This window comes from Ensifer sp. EB106-03-01-XG145 (genome assembly GCF_058792075.1).
Map to the genome: position 1 here is coordinate 993477 of NZ_JBYTEC010000001.1, position 18428 is coordinate 1011904.

The window sequence follows — 18428 nt, forward strand, 5'->3', positions numbered from 1 at the left end:
ACGCCAAGACGCAAGCTTCGGTCCAGCCGGAAATGCAAGCATCGCCCCATTCCGAGGGGCTGTGCGTAGTATTTCGTTAAGCAATTTCATGCAGCACTCCTCAGGCCGCACTCAAGCCCTTCAGAGTTCGATGTCCTCTTCAGTCGTCTTCTCCCGCCGTCAATTTCTCCGCTCGTCCGGATTGGCTCTTGCCTCCGCCGGTCTTGCAGGCTGCACCTCCTCGATGAACACGGACGTCTTCCGCTATGAGACGGCGCCTGTGTTCCGCAATCCTGCGCTCGAAGGACGCTTTACCGATCCGCGCGCGGAAGGCATCTATGAAAGGCAGGATGGCCCAGGGCCAGTTCCGACCGGTCTGCCGCCGCAGGGCCTCTATGTTTCGGATATTTATGCCTCCATGTACGACGGCGGCTATCAGGTGCCGGAGGTACCGTTCCGTCAGATCGACGCGCGCTTCTATCGTCAGGAGGTCAGCGATCCCTTTGGCGAACAGCCGGGAACGATCGTCGTCGATACCGGTGACCGCTACCTCTATCTGATCCAGCCGGGCGGCCGGGCACTGCGCTACGGCGTCGGCCTCGGCCGTGAAGGTTTCGCCTGGTCGGGCCGCGGCGTCATCCAGTGGAAGCAGAAGTGGCCGCGCTGGACCCCGCCGGACAGCATGGTCGCCCGCCAGCCGCAGCTGAAACCCTATTCGGCCAAGAATGGCGGTATGGCGCCGGGCCTCAACAACCCGCTCGGTTCACGCGCTCTCTACATCTTCCAGAATGGTCAGGACACGCTCTACCGCGTCCACGGAACGCCGGAATGGAAGTCGATCGGCAAGGCCGTCTCGTCCGGCTGCGTTCGCATGCTCAACCAGGATGTCATGGACCTCTACGATCGCGTGCGTGGCAAGGCGCCGATCCTCGTCATCTAACAACCACGGGCGTCGTCGCTCGCGGCATCCCCCAGTCACGAGGGGCGGCCTCTGCAAATGTCAGTCCGCGCCATGGCCGGAATTGAGCTGCCGCGTCAACTGATGCAGCGTCTCGCGGATTTCGCCCGCTTCTTCCAGGCTGCAGCCTGAAGCCTTGCCGATATCTATGAGAATACCGAAGGCCTCGCTTTTCAAATCGCGGCCTTTCTCCGTGAGGCGAACGATTACCTGTCGCTCGTCACCTGGGTCGCGCTGGCGCGCGACAAAGCCGGCTGCCTCCAGGCGTTTCAGAAGCGGCGACAGCGTTCCGGAATCGAGCCCTATCTCCTCGCCAATGCGCTTCACCGTCATTTCGTCCTGTTGCCATAGCGCAAGCAGCACGAGATATTGCGGGTAGGTGAGGCCGAAACGATCGAGCAGCGGCTTGTAGGCACGATTGAAGGCATGCGCCGCCGAATAGACGGCAAAGCAGAGCTGCTTGCCGAGCGACAGCGCCTCCTCCGGAATGGTATCTATATGTGCCGCTTTGTTTGCCATGGTCGCATTCTCGCAAAAACAGGGCGAAAATGCAATTTGCAAAATTAATTTGCACGCAATTGAATTTTGCGCTATCTAACCCTCATCCACTTGGAAACGCAAAGGAGACCGCCAATGCCTATTCTCTACCGCACCACTGCATCCGCAACCGGTGGCCGTGCTGGCCAGGCCAAGAGCGCCGATGGCGTTCTCGATGTCACCCTTACTGTGCCGAAGGAACTTGGCGGCGACGGCGCCCGCGGCACCAATCCTGAACAGCTCTTTGCCGCTGGCTACTCGGCCTGCTTCCTCGGCGCCCTGAAGTTCGTCGCCGGCAAGGAGAAGGTAAAGCTTCCGGAAGACACGAAAGTGACGGGAACAGTCGGCATTGGTCCGCGCGAAGATGGCACCGGCTTCGGTATCGATGCCGCGCTTGAGATCACGTCTCCGGGCGTCGACAAGGCGGTTCTCGAAGACCTCGTCCAGAAGGCGCATATCGTTTGCCCCTATAGCCATGCGACCAAGGGCAATATCGACGTCAAGCTGACGGTTGCCTGATATCTGAATTCCAATCGGAATCCAAAAGCCCGGCGGATCGTTCCGCCGGGCTTTTGTGTTCTCGGAGATCATGATGCTCCACGCAGGCGCTGCATGAGGTGGCTGCCGACGGAGAAGGCCGTCAGCCGTGGGCTATGCCTTCTTCAAAAACTCGGTGCGCAGCACCAGGCCCTTGATCTTCTCCACCCGGCATTCGACTTCATCAGGGTTGTCGGTGAGGCGAATACCCTTGACCATCGTGCCGCGCTTCAGCGTCGTAGAGGTGCCCTTGACCTTCAGATCCTTGATCAGGGTAACGTTGTCGCCGTCCTGGAGGATGGCGCCGTTCGAATCCTTAACGTCCATGCGAATGTTCCTTTCAAAATAACGACGCGCCTCGATCGAAATCAGGGCGCGGGCAAAATATCGACCTCAAGCATTGCCGGTTGCCGCGGCTATGTTCAGCGTCGGCTGAGGCTGCCGAGGATGCCGCGCACCAGGGCGCGGCCGACCTGGGTCGCGACGGTGCGAGCGACCGATTTCATCGCGGCTTCGACGACCGTCTCGCGCTGGTAGCCGGAGCTGCGTGGCCGCGCCTGCTTGCCCGCTGGTGCCGCCGCCTCGTCGTCGCCGAAGCCGGGCAGCGTCCAGCGGCTGCCGCCGGTATTCGCTTCCGTTGTCTGCTGTTCGGCCTGTTCTTGTGCTTGCGCCTGCGCTTCGGCCGTCTTCTTGGCGCGCGCGGTCAGCATCTCATAGGCCGATTCGCGGTCGAAATCCTCGTCATAGAGACCGCGGACCGGGCTCACATCCATCACCTTTTGCCGCTCGGCCTCGGTCAGCGGACCGACGCGCGATTGCGGCGGACGCACGAGCGTGCGCTCGACCATCGAGGGCGCACCCTTGCCTTCGAGCGTCGAGACCAGAGCCTCGCCGGTGCCGAGATTGGTGATGACGGTGGCGCAGTCGAAGTCCGGGTTCGGGCGGAAGGTGTCAGCGGCGGTCTTCACCGCCTTCTGGTCGCGCGGCGTATAGGCGCGAAGCGCGTGCTGAACGCGGTTACCGAGCTGGCCGAGGATCGTTTCCGGCACGTCGAGCGGGTTTTGCGTGACGAAGTAGACGCCCACGCCCTTGGAGCGGATCAGGCGCACGACCTGTTCGACACGCTCCGTCAGCACCTTCGGCGCATCGTTGAAAAGCAGATGCGCCTCGTCGAAGAAGAACACCAGCTTCGGCTTGTCCGGGTCGCCCACCTCAGGCAGTTCCTCGAACAGTTCCGAAAGCAGCCAAAGCAGGAAGGTCGCATAGAGCCGCGGGTTCATCATCAGCTTGTCGGCCGCCAGCACCGAGATCGCGCCGCGCCCGTCATTGGTCGTGCGCATGATGTCGGTGATCTTCAGCGCCGGTTCGCCGAAGAAATGTTCGGCGCCCTGCTGTTCGAGGATCAGGAGTTCGCGTTGGATCGAACCGACCGAGGCCTTGGAGATGAAACCGAACTGATTGGAGAGCGCGCTGGCATTGTCGCCCATGTAGTTGAGCAGCGCCTGCAGATCTTTCAGGTCGAGCAGCGGCAGGCCGCCCTCATCGGCGATCTTGAAGGCGATGTTGAGCACGCCTTCCTGCGCATCCGTGGCGTTCATCAGCCGCGAAAGGAGCAGGGGCCCCATTTCCGACATGGTGGTGCGGACGCGATGGCCCTTCTCGCCGTAGAGATCCCAGAAGATGACCGGGAATTCCTGGAACTCGTAAGGATTTGTCGGCAGGCCGATCTGCTCGGCGCGCTTCAGGATGAAATCCTTGGGCTCGCCGATCGCGCCGATGCCGGAGAGATCGCCCTTGACGTCGGCGCAGAAGACGGGGACGCCGGCATTGGCAAAACCTTCGGCGAGGACCTGCAGGGTGATCGTCTTGCCGGTGCCGGTGGCGCCGGTGATCAGGCCGTGGCGGTTGCCGAACTTGAGTTCCAGATACTCGCCCTTGTTGATCGAATCATCAGGCTTGCGGCTGGTGCCGATAAAGAGCTTGCCTTCTTCCAACATGTGGGCTTCATCTCCGTTTCATCAATGAAAGCGGGCGGTTCGCGGTTGATCGCAAGTGCCCGTCATCGAAATGTGCCTGGTTTTCTGTTATAGGTGCTGCGGTTGCGCCCGGCAACAAGGCTGTGCCAGCGCGCGACCGGAAAGCGGCGTTATCGACGGGCCGATAGTCACTGCTCACGGCTTGTTATTTGGTGGGCGATCATTTACCTTGACGTCAACGTCAAAAATCCAAGTGAGGGAGTTTTTCCATGAATGAACTGGTCACGCGCGTCGCGGAGAATGTCGGCATCGAGCCTGCAACGGCCGAAAAGGCTGTCGGCATGATCCTCGGCTTCCTGCAGCGCGAAGCCGCTGACGGCCCGGTTGCCCAGATGATCGAAGCGATTCCGGGCGCCTCCGAGCTCATCGCCCAGTACAATGGCGAAGGCACGGGTGGCGGCGGTCTGCTCGGCGGCCTGATGTCGGCGATCGGCGGCGGCGGCGTCATGGCGCTCGGCCAGCAGCTGATGAGCCAGGGTCTCGGCATGGGCGAAATCACCTCGCTCGCCAAGGAGACCATCGCCTTTGCCAAGGAAAAGGCAGGCGATGAAGTGGTCGACGAAGTCGTCGCCTCGGTTCCGGGCCTCAGCCAGTTCGTCTGATCCGCGGACAATCCGCCGGAAATGCCGAACCCACCGGTTTGCCGCCGGTGGGTTTTTCTTTGCGATTTGCTCTTTGCATGCAGGCCATCATCGCCGTTGGGCCTTGCTTCGCAGGGTCTGCTCCAGTGTGCTCGCAAGCAGGATGCAGAGAAGGGCGCCGACGCCGATGAAGGCCGCGCCCGAGGCCCAGCCGTAGCGTTCGATCGCCGTTCCGACTGCAACCGGCCCGACGAGTTGCCCCAGATTGCTGCCCTGCATCAAGAGCCCCATTGCCAACGGCGCAAGCGCCGGACGCGGCGACAGGATCGGCACCGACGAGATCAACGTGGCGGGGATCAGGCCGCCGATCGCGGAAAACAGCACGCAAAGCCCGAAGATCAGATTTCCACCGGACTGGCTCAGGAAGATCCATAGGCCGAACACACCCATCAGCAAGGCAGCGCTGGCGATCAACCGGCCGCGGGCAAAGCTGCGAGACAGCAGATGGCCGGCGGCAAGATTGCCGATGACGTTCACCAGTGTGATGATGGCGCTGAGGAGGCCGACGGTCCCGAGCGAGACGTGCATACGCTGGACCAACAGGATCGGCAGGAAGCTGGAAAGCGTGAAGCTCATCAGGCTGTAGAGCGAAAACAGAACGAAGAGCAGCACCGGGCCGCGGCTTGTAAGCGTTTCGGTCGCATCATCCCGGAAGCTGGCGGCGATGCTGGATGTTTCCCGAGACGGCGACACCGCCAGGAAGATGGAAGCCAGGCTTGCCAGCGTGATCAGCCCGTTGCTCCTCCAGATCGCTTGCCAATCGGGAAAAAGTGGCCCCGTCAGCATGGCGGCCGCGATGCCCGCCGGCATGAAACAGCTCCACAGCGAAAAGACGAGGTCGCGGCGATCCGATGTCACCAAGCGCATCAGAATGGCCGGGCCGGCGACGACGACGAGCAGGAACCCGAAGCCCTCGACGATGCGTGACAGAAGAAGCAGCGCGAAGGCGTGGCTGGCCGCTCCACCGAAGGAGCCGAGGGCCAACATGGCCATCCCGATGGCGAGCAGGCGCCGATCGCCGGCCGACGCGACGAACGCGCCCGCCGTCATGCCGCCGACGACGCCGACGATGGCGAAGACCGAGGTGATCCAGCCGAGGGCGGGGAGATCGAGCCCGAGGTCGGACTGAAGCAACGGACCGGCAATCAGCCCCTTGCCGACCTGCATGGCCGCGACCACGCCGGCGGCAACAACCGTCATCACGCCCGCCCAATCTGTTCTCTCCCGAACGAAGGTTGTGGCCGTGGCCATCAGGCAAGCTCCGCAACGCGCGCACGACCGGCGACCAGCGCCGCCGCCAGGTCTGCGACGTGGCGGCCCTGGAAGCGTGCGCCTTCCAGCTCGTTGGCGCTTGGCCGACGGTCGCCGCCGTTGCCGTCGTCGGCGAGCGTCGAGGCGCCGTAGGGCGAGCCGCCGGTGATTTCGTCCATGCGCATCTGACCCTTGAAGCTGTAGGGTAGGCCGGCAATCACCATGCCGAGGTGGAGAAGCACGGTATGGGTGGCGAGGATCGTCGATTCCTGGCCGCCATGCTGGCTTCCGGTCGAGGTGAAGACGCTGCCGATGCGGCCGACCAAGGCGTCGCGCGCCCAGATACCGCCCGCCTGATCGAGGAAGTTTTTCATCTGCGCGGCCATGTTGCCGAAGCGTGTCGGCGTGCCGATGATGATCGCGTCATAGTCCGGCAGTTCCGCGACGGTCGCGACCGGCGCGTCCTGAGCGCGTTTGTAGCCCGCCTTGATGGCAACGGCTTCCGGCACGATTTCGGGCACCCGCTTGAGCACGGCGGTGGCGCCCGCGGCGCGCGCGCCCTCGGCAACCGCCCCCGCCATCGTCTCGATATGACCGTAGGATGAGTAGTAGAGCACGAGTATCCTGGCCATCGGGCCTTCCTTCCTGCTGAGCACTTGCTGTTCGGAAAAGAAGATGGATGCTTTCCATGATCTGTTGAAGTGATATAAATTTCATCAAGTTGATCTATGGAATCGATCATGCTGGATGCCCTGACACTCGATCAGATGCGGACCTTCGTGACCGTCGCCGAAAGCGGGAGTTTCCGTGCGGGTGCCGCGAAACTCTCACGCGTGCAGTCTGCGGTCAGCCACGCCATCGCCAATCTCGAGGCGGAGCTTGGCGTCGCCCTATTCGACCGTTCCGGACACAGACCGGTGTTGACACAGGAAGGGCAGGCGCTGCTTGCCAATGCCCGCGATATCCTGCTGCGGGTGGACGCTATGCGGGCCCGCGCGCGCGGGCTTGGCGAGGGCATCGAGTTGGAGCTTTCCGTGATCGTCGACACGCTCTTCCCGATCGAGACGGTCGGGTTGGCCCTGAACGAGATGCGGACGATCTACCCCAATGTTTCGATCAGGCTTGCGGTTTCACCGCTGGGCGGACCGCTAGATGGTCTCGTCGAACGCCGCTTCACCGTCGGCATCATGGTCGGAGAGGATTTCCGCGATCCGGCCATCGCCCGCCAGGCGCTTTCGACGGTTCAGATCGTTGCAGTCGTTGCCGCGCATCATCCCTTGGGGCTGAGTGCCGCCGATGGCGCACTCGAAAACGCCGCGCTTGCCGACCACCTTCAGATCGTGCAGTCCGATCCGTCGCAGCGGACAGTGGGGCGGGATTTCGGCGTGCTCTCGCCGCAGACCTGTCGCGTCAGCAGCCAGGATACGAAACATGCGATGATCCGCACCGGTCTCGGTTGGGGCCGGCTGCCGCTCTGGCAGGTGGAGCGGGATCTCGAAGAGCGCCGGCTGGTGCGCATGCCGACGACGGCCCTTGGCCGCAACAGTCAGGTCGGTGCCGAGGCCTACTTGGTGCATCGGATCGATGAGCCGCTCGGGCCGGCCGCCCGTGTTTTCGGTGAGGCGCTTGCCTTGCGCTGCGCCGAGGCCTAACGGCGCCTTGCCACTGCAAACATCAGCGTGAAGATGACGAGGACGGCGCCCACGCCGAGCGGGCCGGCGATAGGGTCGATGAAGTTCATCAGCGCGCCGGTGGCGCCCGACCCTGCAGCGCTGCCGGCGGCATAGGCGAGCGAAAAGGCGGCGCTGCCGGCCACCAGCATGCTGCCGCGATATTCTTCGCCAAGCATCGTCAGGGCGGCCGTGTAGAGCGCGAAGCTGGCGGCGCCGATGAAGGCGAATGTCAGCAGCAACGCCACGTTCGAAGACAGGAACGGCACCAGAAGGTAGCCGGTGGCGGCGACGGCGGCTGCTGAGATCGCCACGCGGCGGCGCGGCAGCCGGTCGAGAAGCACGCCGATGAAGGGCTGCGCCAGCGCGGTCGGGATCGCAAGCGCCGTCACGCTGAGCGCGGCAAAGGCCTGGCTGTGGCCCGTCTTGACGAAGTAGACCGGCATGGCCGAGATCGCCGCGATATCGGCAAAGCCGAACATCAGCACCATGAGGATCAGCATCGGTGCCTTCTTGAAGAAGGCGAAGAGGTCGCGTGTCGAGGAAGGTTCGGGGCGCGTGCGTGCGCCCATGGTCAAGAGGCCGGTGAGGAAGGCGACGAGCGCGATATAGATCGCCAGCAGCGCAAAGCCGAGGCCGCCGCTGGTGCCGAGCAACGGGATCGCCAGCGGACCGGCGGCAAAGCCGCCACACATGCCGGCGCCGTAAAGGCCGGAAACGCGACCGCGCAGCCGGTCGGGACAGGCCGTGTTCAGCCAGGCTTCGCCGAGCATGAACACCATGCTGACGAAGAAGCCGAGGGCGAAACGGGCGATAAACCAGATGGGAAGCTCTGACGTCGAGGCAAGCGTCGCGAGACAGATGGAACAGCCGCAGAGGCTGGCGATGATCAGCCGGTCGGCGGAGGCAAGCCGCGTCAACCGGCCGAGAAGCAGGGTTGCCACGCCGAGACCGGCGGCAAAGCCCATGGCATTGAGGCCGATCATGCCGGCAGAGACGCCACGGCTTTCAAGCGAAAGCGAGATTAGCGGATAGGTGAGCCCCTGTGCCACCGAGAAGGCGGTGACCCCCAGGACGACGGCGATGATCGCCGGCCAGTCGGGAGCGAAATCGCTCGTCTGCGCCTCATGCAAAGACATCGCCCCCTCCCTCTGATCGGTGCCTGTGGGCCAAGTCCATATCGTATCCGCCGCCGGCTGGGAATTGGCCGGCGGCGAAATGGCGGAGCGGGATGAGGAAAAGTGTGAGCGGTTTTCCGCCCGCATCCCGCTCCACTACAAGAGAGCAGATCAGGCGGCCTTGTCCCAGACCGGAGCCAGACCCTCCGGATTGACGATGCGACCGTCGGGGCGGGCAAGCGCGTGGATCTCGGCCATCTCGCCGTCGCCGAGCGCGAAGTCGAAGATCGCGAAGTTTTCCTTCAACCGATCGATCGTCGCGGTCTTGGAAAGCGTGATCACGTCCTTCTGCTGCACCAGCCAGCGCAGCACCACCTGGGCGGCCGTCTTGCCGTGGCGTGCGCCGATCTCCTTCAACAGTGGATCGTTCGGGACCTTGCCGTTCGCCATCGCGTAGTAGGCAGTGATCGACATGCCGTGCTTGCGCGCGATCTCGAGCACCTTGGTCTGGTCGAGATAGGGGTGGTACTCGACCTGGTTGGTGGCGATCGGGGCGTCGCTGAGCTTCACCGCTTCTTCCATCTGTGCCGTGTTGAAGTTGCTGACGCCGATATGACGGACCTTGCCGGCCTTCTGCACCTCGTTGAGGGCGCCGATGCGCTCGGCCATCGGCACGTCACTGCCGCCCGGCCAGTGCAGGAGAAGCAGGTCGACATGGTCGGTCCTCAGCTTTTTCAGGCTCTCGTCGACCGAGGCGAGGAAGTCGCGATGCGCATATTTGTCGACCCAGACCTTGGTGGTGAGGAAGATGTCGGCGCGTGACACGCCGGAGTTATGGATGGCTTCGCCGACCTCGGCCTCGTTGCCGTAGATCTGGGCCGTGTCGACATGGTGGAAGCCGAGCTTGAGCGCTTCCGGCAGCACCCGCAGCACGTCGGCGCCGGGCATGCGGAAAGTGCCGAAGCCGAGCGCCGGGATGTTGGCACCGTTTGAATTGACGGAATGCATGGTGGGTAACTCCTTGTACTTGACCTGCTGTACTTGGCGAGCGCCCGGCCGGATGGCCGGGCGAAAAAGGAACGATCTATAGGTGGTCCTCAGGTGCGGCGGTTCAAGCCGGTTGGTAGGCGGCGCCGGCCCGGCGATCAAGAACGCCGCTCAAAAGCGTGAGCAGCAGCGCGGCGGCGACAAGCAGGGCGCCGATGACGGGCGTCATGCCGAGGCCGAGCGGTGAGGCGACGATCAAGCCACCGAGCCAGGCGCCGACGGCAATGCCGAGGTTGAAGGCGGCGATATTCAGCGCCGAGGCTACATCGACGGCGCCCGGCCGGTACTGCTTGGCAAGCTGCACGACATAGAGCTGCAGGCCGGGAACATTGGCAAAGGACAGGAAGCCGAGTGCGGCGAGCGTCACCAGCGTCAGCACCGGCGAGGGGGCCGTGAAGGTGAAGAGCACCAGCACGGCCGCCTGGGCCAGAAACAGGCCGATAAGCGCCTTGACCGGATCGCGGTTGGCGATCTTGCCGCCGGCAATGTTGCCGATGGCGATCGCGACGCCATAGAGCACGAGGATCAGGCTGACGGCGCCTTCCGAGAAACCGGTGATGTCCTGCAGGATCGGCGCCAGGAAAGTGAAGGCGACGAAGGTGCCGCCGTAGCCGAGCGCGGTCATGGCAAAGACGATCAGCAGGCGGCCGGACCCGAGCACGCGCACCTGGTCGATAAGCTTGGCCGGCGGGGCCTTGGAGAGCGTGTTCGGCAGCAGGGCGACGATCGCGGTGAGCGCGACGACACCGAGGCCGGTCACAGCCCAGAAGGTGGCGCGCCAGCCGAAGGTCTGGCCGATCCAGGTGCCGAGCGGCACGCCGGTGACGATCGCGACGGTGAGGCCCATGAACATCATGGCGATGGCCGATGCGCGCCGGTCTTCCGGAACGAGGTCGGCGGCGATGGTCGAGCCGACCGAGAAGAACACTCCATGGGCAAAGGCGGAGATGACCCGTGCAATGAGAAGCGGTTCGTAGCTCGGCGACAGGGCGGCCGCAGCATTGCCGACGATGAACAGCGCCATCAGGCCGATCAGGAGCGGCTTGCGCTCGATCCGGCCGGTGAGTGCCGTCAGCACCGGCGCGCCGAAGGTGACGCCGAGCGCATAGACGCTGACGATCAGGCCGGCGAGCGGCAGGGTGACATTGAGGTCGGTGGCGACCGTCGGCAGCAGACCGACGATCACGAATTCCGTTGTTCCGATCGCATAGGCCGCGATCGTCAGCGCAAGGATAGCAATAGGCACGACGAGACCTTTCCCACCCGGCTGGGAGGAACCGGGCGCGTTGGTTGTTGTTGAAGTCGGGCGGAATATGAGCCTTGGCACTCATCATGATAATCAGCATAATGGTACAAAGGACTGTGAATTGGATTCAAAGGTGACGCATGGACAATCGGGCAGGTGAAATGGAGGTCTTCGTTGCCGTTTCGGAGACCCGCAGCTTCTCGGCGGCTGCGCGGCGCCTGAAGCTTTCGCCGTCGGCCGTCAGCAAACTGGTGACCCGTATCGAGGACCGGTTGGGCACGCGCCTGCTCGTGCGCTCGACCAGGACCCTGCAGCTGACGCCGGAGGGGGAAGTCTATCTGCAACGCGCCCAGCGGATTCTCACGGAAATCGCGGAGACCGAACAACTGGTCGCTGCCGGGGGCCGCATGACGCCGCGCGGGCTGTTGCGGGTGAACGCCGCAGTCGGCTTTGGCGAGCGCTACATCATGCCGCTCGCGCCAGAGTTCCTCGCCCGCTATCCGGAGGTGCAACTTGATCTGACGCTGACGGACAGCATGATCGATGTCGTCGGAGAGCGCGCCGACGTGGCGATCCGCACCGGTCCGTTGCGCGATTCATCCCTCAAGGCACGCAAGCTCATGGAAAGCCGTCCGGTCGTGATCGCATCGCCGGGCTATCTGGAAAAGCATGGGGTCCCGCAAACGCCCGATGAACTCGACGGCCACAATTGCATTCGTTTCAATTTCCGTCGCAGCGTCGACGAATGGGCGTTCCGCATGCCGGGGCAGCCGGCTGCGGAATTGCGCTCGGTCTTCGGCAACATGCAGGTCTCGAGCGGTTCGATCGTCCGCCAGCTTTGCCTTGCCGGCATTGGCGTTGGCCGTATCGGCCGTTTCCATGTCGAGCCGGACTTCGAAGCCGGAACGCTCGTGCCGCTGCTCGAAGATTATCAGTCGGGCGAGATCGAGACGGTCTACGCCGTCTATGCCGGACATGAGCATCTCGCCGCCCGTATCCGTGCCTTCATCGATTTCCTGGTCGAACGCATGTAGCGTCGCCCGGCGCTAGGCCTTCACCGCGACGATGAAAAATCTCGGGAAGCGCAGAAGGACCTTGCCGTCGCTCATGGCCGGATAGGCAGCGCGGATCCGGTCCGTGTAGTCGGCAGCAAAGGCGTCGCGTTTATCTTCCGGCAAGGCATCGAGATAGGGTCTGAGGCCGGTCCCCTTCACCCATTCGACGATCGCTTCGGCATTGGCGAGCCGGTGGTAGTAGATCGTGTGCCAGACCTCGATGCTGGCGGCCTGTGGCGCCAGGCGTTCGACATAGGTTGCCGGGCCCGGCATGGGATTGCGGCGGACGGTCTTGCCGGCAAAGGCGTCAGTGAAAGCCGAGCTGCGCGCTGTCTCCTCCATCAGCAAATGGCTCAGCTCCCCGAGATTGTCCGGCATCTGGACCGCAAGCGTGCCGCCTGATGCGAGCGCTCCCATCAGTCTTTCGAAGATCGTGAGGTGGTTCGGCAGCCATTGAAAGACAGCGTTGCCGTAAAACAGCGAAGCGCCGGCAGGGGGGACCCAGTTTGCGAGATCCGCCTTTTCGAAGGTGATGCCCGGCAGCCGCTTCGCCGCCGCAACGAGCATGTTCTCGTCGCTGTCGAGGCCTGAAAGTGTGGCCTCGGGAAACCGGTCGCGGATGAGCTCGGTGGAGTTGCCCGGGCCGCAGCCGAGATCGAAGGCGATGCCTTCGGGCAGGTCGGGCACTTGGGCGAGGAGATCTCTGGCTGGGCGCGTGCGTTCGTCTTCGAACTTCAGATACTGCGCAGGCGACCAGACCATGGGGAGATCCTTCAGATACCGAATTGCAGACTTTCGAGAGAGGGCAGGATCAGCGCCGGCCCGTGATCACGATATTCGTCCGGCATGTCCGCCCGATTGATCCATACGGTGCGAAACCCGAATTTCGTCGCCCCGGCGATATCCCAGCGGTTCGACGACTGGAAGGAAACGGCATGCGGGTAAAGCCGGTAGCCGGTTGTGACGATGTCGTAGACGGCAGGCGCGGTCTTGAAGGCCTTCACCGCGTCGACGGAAAACACGTCGTCGATGACGATGTCGAGTGCCGCGTTGCGGACCGCAGAGGCGAGCATGGCCGGCGAGCCGTTGGAGAGGATGGCGATGCGGGCGCCGCGCTCCTTGAGCCCTTTCAGAACCGCCGGCACTTCCGGATAGCAGTCGAGCGTCCAATAGGCGTCGAGCAATCGCTTGCGAAGTTTCGGGTCGGCGGAGGGAAAACGTGCGAAGGCGTAGTCGAGCGACTGTTCGGTCAGTTGCCAGAAATCCTGATAGCTGCCCATCAGCGAGCGCACCCAGGAATATTCGAGTTGCTTGGCCCGCCAGAGTTCGGAAAAAGCCTGCCCGTCCGGGCCGATTTCCTGCGCGTGGCGCCTGACGGCCGCGTGCACGTCGAAGAGCGTGCCGTAAGCGTCAAACACATAGGCCGCGTGGGACATCTTTTCCTCCCGTCTTTTGTATTCGGCGCTGGCGGGTCAAGGTCGAATCTTCCCGTCAAAGCCCGTCCGAAAACAAAGGCTTACAGCATCATGCCTGATCAGGCAGTCAACTGTCACCGTTCTTTCGTGGGATCATGTCAAATCTTTGTGCGATGCACAACGGCTGGCGGCCAAGCTGCGTATTTCTAGCTTCAGCTTTTGGCTGGTTTCCAGACTTTCGCCGGGAAGCGTAGTGCCTGCTTGGCGAGCTTGCCCTTGAGCCCGAGCGCCGTGTCGCAAAGGTTGACGACATGCCTGTTCGGCTTGGCCTCCGGGCGCAGCGCATGGAGTGCGGCGGCGGCGTCCTCCGGTGGCATGTAGCGCGCCAGAATGCCGAGGGTGAGCGCGGTCGCGCGCCCAATGCCCCGAAGGCAATGGACGAGCAGATGGGCGTCTTCGGGCAGGCGGTCGACAAAGGCGAAGGTGGCTTCGATGGCTTGCGGGCGCGCCGCATCCGGCTCGTCCGGATCGGTGGTATCGCCGAAAAAGAGTTCCAGATGCTTTTCCGGCGGTAGCTCGATCATCGAGAGCAGTCGGCTGCCGGGAGCGCGGATCGAGATCAGGTGCGTTGGCGCCCAGAGCGCGCGATTGTGTCGCGCTTCGGTCTGTGAGCTGACGATTGCCCGGATCGGCCATCCGGCCGGATGCGCCGGATTGGCCTTGAGGATGGGATGATAGAGTTCATCCGTGGTGACGGCTGCCGCAAGCGCCATGGCAGGACCTCGCTCGTGATTCTTCTTTGCAGATTTTGCCCTGAAACCCGGCCGCGCTTAAGGGCAAAATCTTGGGAGGGGTGAAAAGCTGCCGTTGGAGCTGAGGCTCACCCCGAATGGATATAGCGCCGCGACCAGCGAGACGGCACGAGAACAGTGGCAAGCGCTAGCCCAGCGGCGAGCGCAAAGGACGCCCAGAGCGAGGCCGCGCCGAAGTGGCGCTGCAAGAGAGCGCCGGCGACCGCGCCGGAGAACATGCCGAGCCAGGGCACGATTTGCACCAGCCACTGACGGTTCCTGTTGCCGAGCAGCCAGCGGCCGAGACCGCGCCCGAAGCGGGAAAGTGCCCCCGTCACGTAGGTAAGCCCGATCGGCAAGCCCTCGATATGTTCGACCGCCGCATTGACCAGGCCCATGGCGAGCACGACGCCGTAGAAATAGAAGGGCCGCGGCATAAGGGCCCCGAAACCGGCGCAGAGCATCAGCACGAGGCTGACCGTCGAGAGCACGCCGACGACGCCGAGGCGCGCGGCTGCGATGACGCCAAGTGCGTTGCCGATGATGAACGCCCCGAGCGCGCCGACGAGCAGCAAGGCGCCGATAAAATCGCCATCGCCGAGGGCGATTGCTGCCCGGGTCGTGTTGCCGCTCATGAAGGAGACGAAGTCGCCAATGCTCAAGAGCCCGATCGCGTCGGTCATGCCGGCAAGGAAAGAGATCGTCGCGGCAATGGCAAGCGCCGTGCCGGTGCGCTGACGTTTGATCAACCTTCGCCGTCTCCCAATGGTCATCTGCCTTGCCCCCGATCCGGAACAAGGTTTAGCGCATTGAGGCCGTGAGTCGGAATGGGCATTGCCGGCACCCTCTCGTAGACGGCGCTTTTCCGGCCGCCCATGGCGCTATCAGAACCGCGTGATGACGCTGATGCCGAGGTCGGTTGCGCGGTCCATGGCGGTCAGTGCAGGGATCGCCTCTGCAAGCGAGATCTCCCGGCCGATCAATTGTTGCGGCTTCAGCTTGCCGTCGGCGATCATCGTCAGCATGGCGTCGTAGCGCCAGGCCTGCATGCCGTGGCTGCCATAGATCTCGAGCTCATGGCCGATCACCTGCGCCATCGGGATCTGCGGCGTCGCCTGGTCGCCGAGCATCAACCCGACCTGCACGTGGCGGCCACGCCGGCGCAGGTTCTTGATCGAGTTGAAGCAGGTGACCGGGTTGCCGAGCGCGTCGATCGAGACGTGCGCGCCGCCGCCGGTGATGTCTTTCACCGCCGCAGCCACATCCTGTACTTCTCGGCCGTTGATCGTCGCGACCGCGCCGAGCGTCTTCGCGAAGGCGAGCTTGTCCTCGGCAATGTCGATCGCGATCGGCTGGGCGCCGAGGGCGGCTGCGATCATGATCGCCGACAGGCCCACACCGCCACAGCCGTGTACAGCGACCCATTCGCCGCCCTTCACCTTCGCCTGGTCGGCGATGGCGCGAAACGAGGTGGCGAAGCGGCAACCGAGGCTCGCGGCCGTGGTGAAGTCCATGCTTTCGGGCAGATGCACGAGGTTCTGGTCGGCAAAGTCGAGCGCGACATATTCGGCAAAAGAACCCCAATGGGTAAAGCCCGGCTGGAACTGTGCCTCGCAGACCTGCTGGTTGCCGGAGCGGCACTCGCCGCAGCGGCCGCAACCGGAAACGAAGGGCACGGTGACCCGGTCGCCGACCTTGTAGCGCATCACGCCGCGGCCGGCGGCGGTGACAACCCCCGCCAGCTCGTGGCCCGGTACGTGCGGCAACCGGATATCGGCGTCATGGCCCATCCAGCCGTGCCAGTCGGACCGGCAAAGCCCTGTGGCCTCGACCTTGATGACGACGCCGTTTTCGGTCGGGGTCGGATCGGGAAGGGTCCGGATTTCGGGCGTCTTTTCGAACGCATCGTAATACATGGCTTTCATCGGGGCGCTCCTTGCAATGCGGGTACGGCGCGGCCGTCGATGTGTCGCGCCATCAGAATTTCGTCGACCTCTACGTCTCCGTCGAGCATGCCGCCGGGGACACGGCCGATTTCGTGAAAACCCTCACGCGCGTAGAAGCGGATGGCCGTCGGGTTGTCGGCGCGTACGACCAGTTCCAGCAGGCGGATGCCGGACGCGCGGGCATGGTCGGTCAGATGGGTGAGAAGGTGCCGCGCCACGCCGGATCCGCGGGCTTCGTCGCGCACATAAACCATGATGATCGTGGCGCGGTGCGCCAGCCGGCTCGCGCGTTCGCGCATCAGCCCCATGATGCCGACAGGCTGGTCCCCGTCGAGAGCGGCAAAGACGGCGTTGGTCGTCAGCCGCGCCCGCCATTCCTCCGTCGAAAGGCGCTCCCAGTCTGCCGTAGTCGAGGCGAATGCTTGTGGCTCGCGGTTGAGCGCTTCCAGCCGTATGCGGCGGAAGATATCCACGTCGTCCTCGTCCAGATGCTTGATGCGCACGGCTGTCCCTTTCCTTTGCGCATGAGACTAAGCGAGAGGCCGTCCGGGTACCAGAATGGCCGCCATGACATTTTTTGATATACCCATTCACCACGATGCTGTTTTTTCGGGTTATGCCGAACAAGCAGAACAAAAAACCTGAAGGAGACGCCGATGGCCGTCGATACATCCCCCCGCTCAGTGACCTGGACCTATGTCGATGGCGAATGGCTCTCGGGCAACCCGCCGCTGATCGGCCCGACCTCGCACGCGATGTGGCTGGGTTCGACGGTGTTTGACGGCGCCCGCGTCTTCGACGGCGTTGCGCCCGACCTTGATCTGCATTGCCAGCGCGTCAACCGCTCGGCGACGGCGCTTGGTCTGAAGCCGACGATGGCAGCGGAAGAGATCGAAGCGCTGACCTGGGAGGGTGCCAAGAAGTTCGACGGCAAGACAGCGCTCTATGTGAAGCCGATGTATTGGGCCGAGCACGGCGCTGCCGGGGTCGTCGCCATCGACCCGGAATCGACCCGTTTCGCGCTCTGCCTGTTCGAGGCGCCGATGGGCAACGGCCATGGCGGCTCGTCGCTGACGCTCTCGCCCTTCCGCCGACCGACGCTGGAATCGATGCCGACCGATGCCAAGGCCGGCTGCCTCTATCCAAACAATGCGCGCGTCCTGACCGAAGCCCGCTCGCGGGGCTTCGACAATGCGCTGGTGCGCGACATGCTCGGCAACATCGCCGAGACCGGCTCTTCCAACGTCTTCCTGGTCAAGGACGGCGTCGTCTATACGCCGGCCGCCAACCGCACCTTCCTCGCCGGCATCACCCGCTTCCGCGTGATGACGCTCCTGCGCGAAGCCGGTTTCGAAGTGGTCGAGGCGACACTGACCATGGCCGACTTCGAAACGGCCGACGAGATCTTCACCACGGGCAACTATTCCAAGGTGCTGCCGGTCACGCGCCTCGAAAGCCGAGACCTGCAGGCCGGTCCGGTCGCCGCCAAGGCGCGCGATCTCTATATGGATTGGGCGCACGCAGTCCGCGACGTCTGACGCACGCTCACATGCAATGCCCCGGCGCTCGGCGCTGGGGCAAAATGGCTGTCGGTTCGGGCACTCAGTACGAGCGGGGAGCGCGCGCCCTGACCAAGGCGCGCTTGTGGATCAGGTAGGCCTGGACCGACAAGCCTGCCAGGAAGATGACCAGCCAGGCAAGCAGCGTCGTTTGCACGATCGGCGATTCCGGCCCGCTGGCAAGCGGTTGCGAGGCGGGCAGGCGCTTCAGCGTCTCGGCGATTGCCGGCACGATCAGCAGGAAATAGCTGAAGGAGAAGCCCAACGTCGTCAGATAGGGTTTCAGGCGGCCAACGAAGGCCAACCGTTCGATCGCCAAGCTGCCGACGATGACCGCCAGCGTCACGATGCCAAGCGCATGACCCTCGTTGAAGCCGCCGGTGCTTGAAAGCCCGGCAGCGGTCAGGACCGCCAGGACGAGCGTGGCGAGGTAGATCTTGCCGGATCGGGTGGCGGGCACGATCGCGCCGTAGCGGGCAAAGCCGTAGAGGCCGGCAACGACGGGCGCGAGGCTGATTGCGGTATGAATGATGCCGAGCGTGGAAAGCGGATTTGCCATGAGCTTACTCCTTCAGATTTCGACCGACTAGTTGGTCGGTAACTTGGCGAAAAAGAGACGCGATGGATTTAGCTGCCCATCGC

General features: G+C 63.6%; 21 protein-coding genes. 6 read left to right on the plus strand and 15 right to left on the minus strand.

Annotation, left to right across the window (positions count from 1 at the left end):
- Positions 1-130: 130 nt before the first annotated feature.
- Positions 131-919 (plus strand): L,D-transpeptidase family protein, encoded by a 789-nt coding sequence (locus tag AC3WWH_RS04805; RefSeq protein ID WP_057250532.1) that lies wholly within the window; start codon positions 131-133, stop codon positions 917-919.
- Between the two features lie 60 nt (positions 920-979).
- Here AC3WWH_RS04805 and AC3WWH_RS04810 read toward each other — a convergent pair whose 3' ends face one another.
- Positions 980-1456, minus strand: a complete 477-nt coding sequence (locus AC3WWH_RS04810; protein WP_057250530.1) for a MarR family winged helix-turn-helix transcriptional regulator — start codon at positions 1454-1456, stop codon at positions 980-982.
- 114 nt (positions 1457-1570) lie between these two features.
- Between AC3WWH_RS04810 and AC3WWH_RS04815 the strand changes: the two genes are divergently transcribed.
- The gene (locus AC3WWH_RS04815) at positions 1571-1993 is read left to right on the plus strand and encodes an organic hydroperoxide resistance protein (RefSeq protein WP_057250528.1); all 423 of its coding nucleotides are present in this window, start codon (positions 1571-1573) and stop codon (positions 1991-1993) included.
- Between the two features lie 132 nt (positions 1994-2125).
- Here the strand turns inward: AC3WWH_RS04815 and AC3WWH_RS04820 are convergent, their stop codons facing one another.
- Together AC3WWH_RS04820 and AC3WWH_RS04825 are read right to left on the minus strand one after the other, a co-directional pair.
- Positions 2126-2338, minus strand: coding sequence for an alkylphosphonate utilization protein (locus tag AC3WWH_RS04820; RefSeq protein WP_057250526.1), 213 nt, complete (start codon positions 2336-2338; stop codon positions 2126-2128).
- A 95-nt stretch (positions 2339-2433) separates the two neighbouring features.
- The gene (locus tag AC3WWH_RS04825; RefSeq protein ID WP_057250524.1) at positions 2434-4008 is read right to left on the minus strand and encodes a helicase HerA-like C-terminal domain-containing protein; all 1575 of its coding nucleotides are present in this window, start codon (positions 4006-4008) and stop codon (positions 2434-2436) included.
- Positions 4009-4256: 248 nt separating this feature from the next.
- Between AC3WWH_RS04825 and AC3WWH_RS04830 the strand changes: the two genes are divergently transcribed.
- Positions 4257-4649, plus strand: a complete 393-nt coding sequence (locus tag AC3WWH_RS04830) for a DUF2780 domain-containing protein (RefSeq protein ID WP_057250522.1) — start codon at positions 4257-4259, stop codon at positions 4647-4649.
- A gap of 87 nt (positions 4650-4736) precedes the next feature.
- Here AC3WWH_RS04830 and AC3WWH_RS04835 read toward each other — a convergent pair whose 3' ends face one another.
- Together AC3WWH_RS04835 and wrbA are read right to left on the minus strand one after the other, a co-directional pair.
- Complete coding sequence (locus AC3WWH_RS04835) at positions 4737-5939, minus strand: MFS transporter (RefSeq protein ID WP_063891414.1); 1203 nt, start codon at positions 5937-5939, stop codon at positions 4737-4739.
- Entirely contained in the window at positions 5939-6571 is a 633-nt protein-coding gene (gene wrbA, locus AC3WWH_RS04840; RefSeq protein WP_058320337.1) for an NAD(P)H:quinone oxidoreductase, read from the minus strand. The genes AC3WWH_RS04835 and wrbA overlap by 1 nt, the downstream gene beginning before the upstream one ends.
- 108 nt (positions 6572-6679) lie before the next feature.
- Here wrbA and AC3WWH_RS04845 point away from each other — a divergent pair, with 108 nt between their 5' ends.
- Positions 6680-7591: a LysR family transcriptional regulator gene (locus tag AC3WWH_RS04845; protein WP_058320519.1), complete on the plus strand. Its 912-nt coding sequence runs from the start codon at positions 6680-6682 to the stop codon at positions 7589-7591.
- Here the strand turns inward: AC3WWH_RS04845 and AC3WWH_RS04850 are convergent.
- From AC3WWH_RS04850 to AC3WWH_RS04860, 3 genes are all read right to left on the minus strand, one after another.
- A complete protein-coding gene (locus AC3WWH_RS04850) occupies positions 7588-8748 on the minus strand; it encodes an MFS transporter (protein WP_058320336.1) in 1161 nt (386 codons plus the stop codon). The genes AC3WWH_RS04845 and AC3WWH_RS04850 overlap by 4 nt on opposite strands.
- A gap of 150 nt (positions 8749-8898) precedes the next feature.
- Entirely contained in the window at positions 8899-9735 is an 837-nt protein-coding gene (locus tag AC3WWH_RS04855; protein ID WP_058320335.1) for an aldo/keto reductase, read from the minus strand.
- A 103-nt stretch (positions 9736-9838) separates the two neighbouring features.
- The gene (locus AC3WWH_RS04860) at positions 9839-11020 is read right to left on the minus strand and encodes an MFS transporter (RefSeq protein ID WP_057250516.1); all 1182 of its coding nucleotides are present in this window, start codon (positions 11018-11020) and stop codon (positions 9839-9841) included.
- A gap of 140 nt (positions 11021-11160) precedes the next feature.
- On the opposite strand from AC3WWH_RS04860, the gene AC3WWH_RS04865 reads away from it, so the two are divergent.
- Positions 11161-12054 carry a LysR family transcriptional regulator gene (locus tag AC3WWH_RS04865; RefSeq protein ID WP_057250513.1) on the plus strand — a complete coding sequence of 298 codons (894 nt, stop codon included), beginning with the start codon at positions 11161-11163 and terminating at the stop codon, positions 12052-12054.
- 12 nt (positions 12055-12066) lie between these two features.
- Here the strand turns inward: AC3WWH_RS04865 and tam are convergent, their stop codons facing one another.
- The 6 genes from tam to AC3WWH_RS04895 form a co-directional block, all read right to left on the minus strand.
- Entirely contained in the window at positions 12067-12837 is a 771-nt protein-coding gene (tam, locus tag AC3WWH_RS04870; protein WP_057250511.1) for a trans-aconitate 2-methyltransferase, read from the minus strand.
- An 11-nt stretch (positions 12838-12848) separates the two neighbouring features.
- The gene (locus tag AC3WWH_RS04875; RefSeq protein ID WP_057250509.1) at positions 12849-13511 is read right to left on the minus strand and encodes a haloacid dehalogenase type II; all 663 of its coding nucleotides are present in this window, start codon (positions 13509-13511) and stop codon (positions 12849-12851) included.
- Between the two features lie 191 nt (positions 13512-13702).
- Positions 13703-14263, minus strand: coding sequence for a hypothetical protein (locus AC3WWH_RS04880; protein ID WP_058320334.1), 561 nt, complete (start codon positions 14261-14263; stop codon positions 13703-13705).
- 107 nt (positions 14264-14370) lie between these two features.
- Entirely contained in the window at positions 14371-15054 is a 684-nt protein-coding gene (locus tag AC3WWH_RS04885; protein ID WP_057250505.1) for a YoaK family protein, read from the minus strand.
- Positions 15055-15165: 111 nt separating this feature from the next.
- Positions 15166-16206, minus strand: coding sequence for a zinc-dependent alcohol dehydrogenase family protein (locus tag AC3WWH_RS04890; RefSeq protein ID WP_058320333.1), 1041 nt, complete (start codon positions 16204-16206; stop codon positions 15166-15168).
- A complete protein-coding gene (locus tag AC3WWH_RS04895; RefSeq protein ID WP_057250501.1) occupies positions 16203-16730 on the minus strand; it encodes a GNAT family N-acetyltransferase in 528 nt (175 codons plus the stop codon). Before AC3WWH_RS04895 ends, AC3WWH_RS04890 begins: the two co-directional genes overlap by 4 nt.
- A gap of 153 nt (positions 16731-16883) precedes the next feature.
- Between AC3WWH_RS04895 and AC3WWH_RS04900 the strand changes: the two genes are divergently transcribed.
- A complete protein-coding gene (locus AC3WWH_RS04900; RefSeq protein ID WP_113398726.1) occupies positions 16884-17765 on the plus strand; it encodes a branched-chain amino acid aminotransferase in 882 nt (293 codons plus the stop codon).
- Positions 17766-17829: 64 nt separating this feature from the next.
- Here the strand turns inward: AC3WWH_RS04900 and AC3WWH_RS04905 are convergent, their stop codons facing one another.
- Entirely contained in the window at positions 17830-18345 is a 516-nt protein-coding gene (locus AC3WWH_RS04905; protein WP_058320332.1) for a hypothetical protein, read from the minus strand.
- Positions 18346-18428 lie beyond the last annotated feature (83 nt).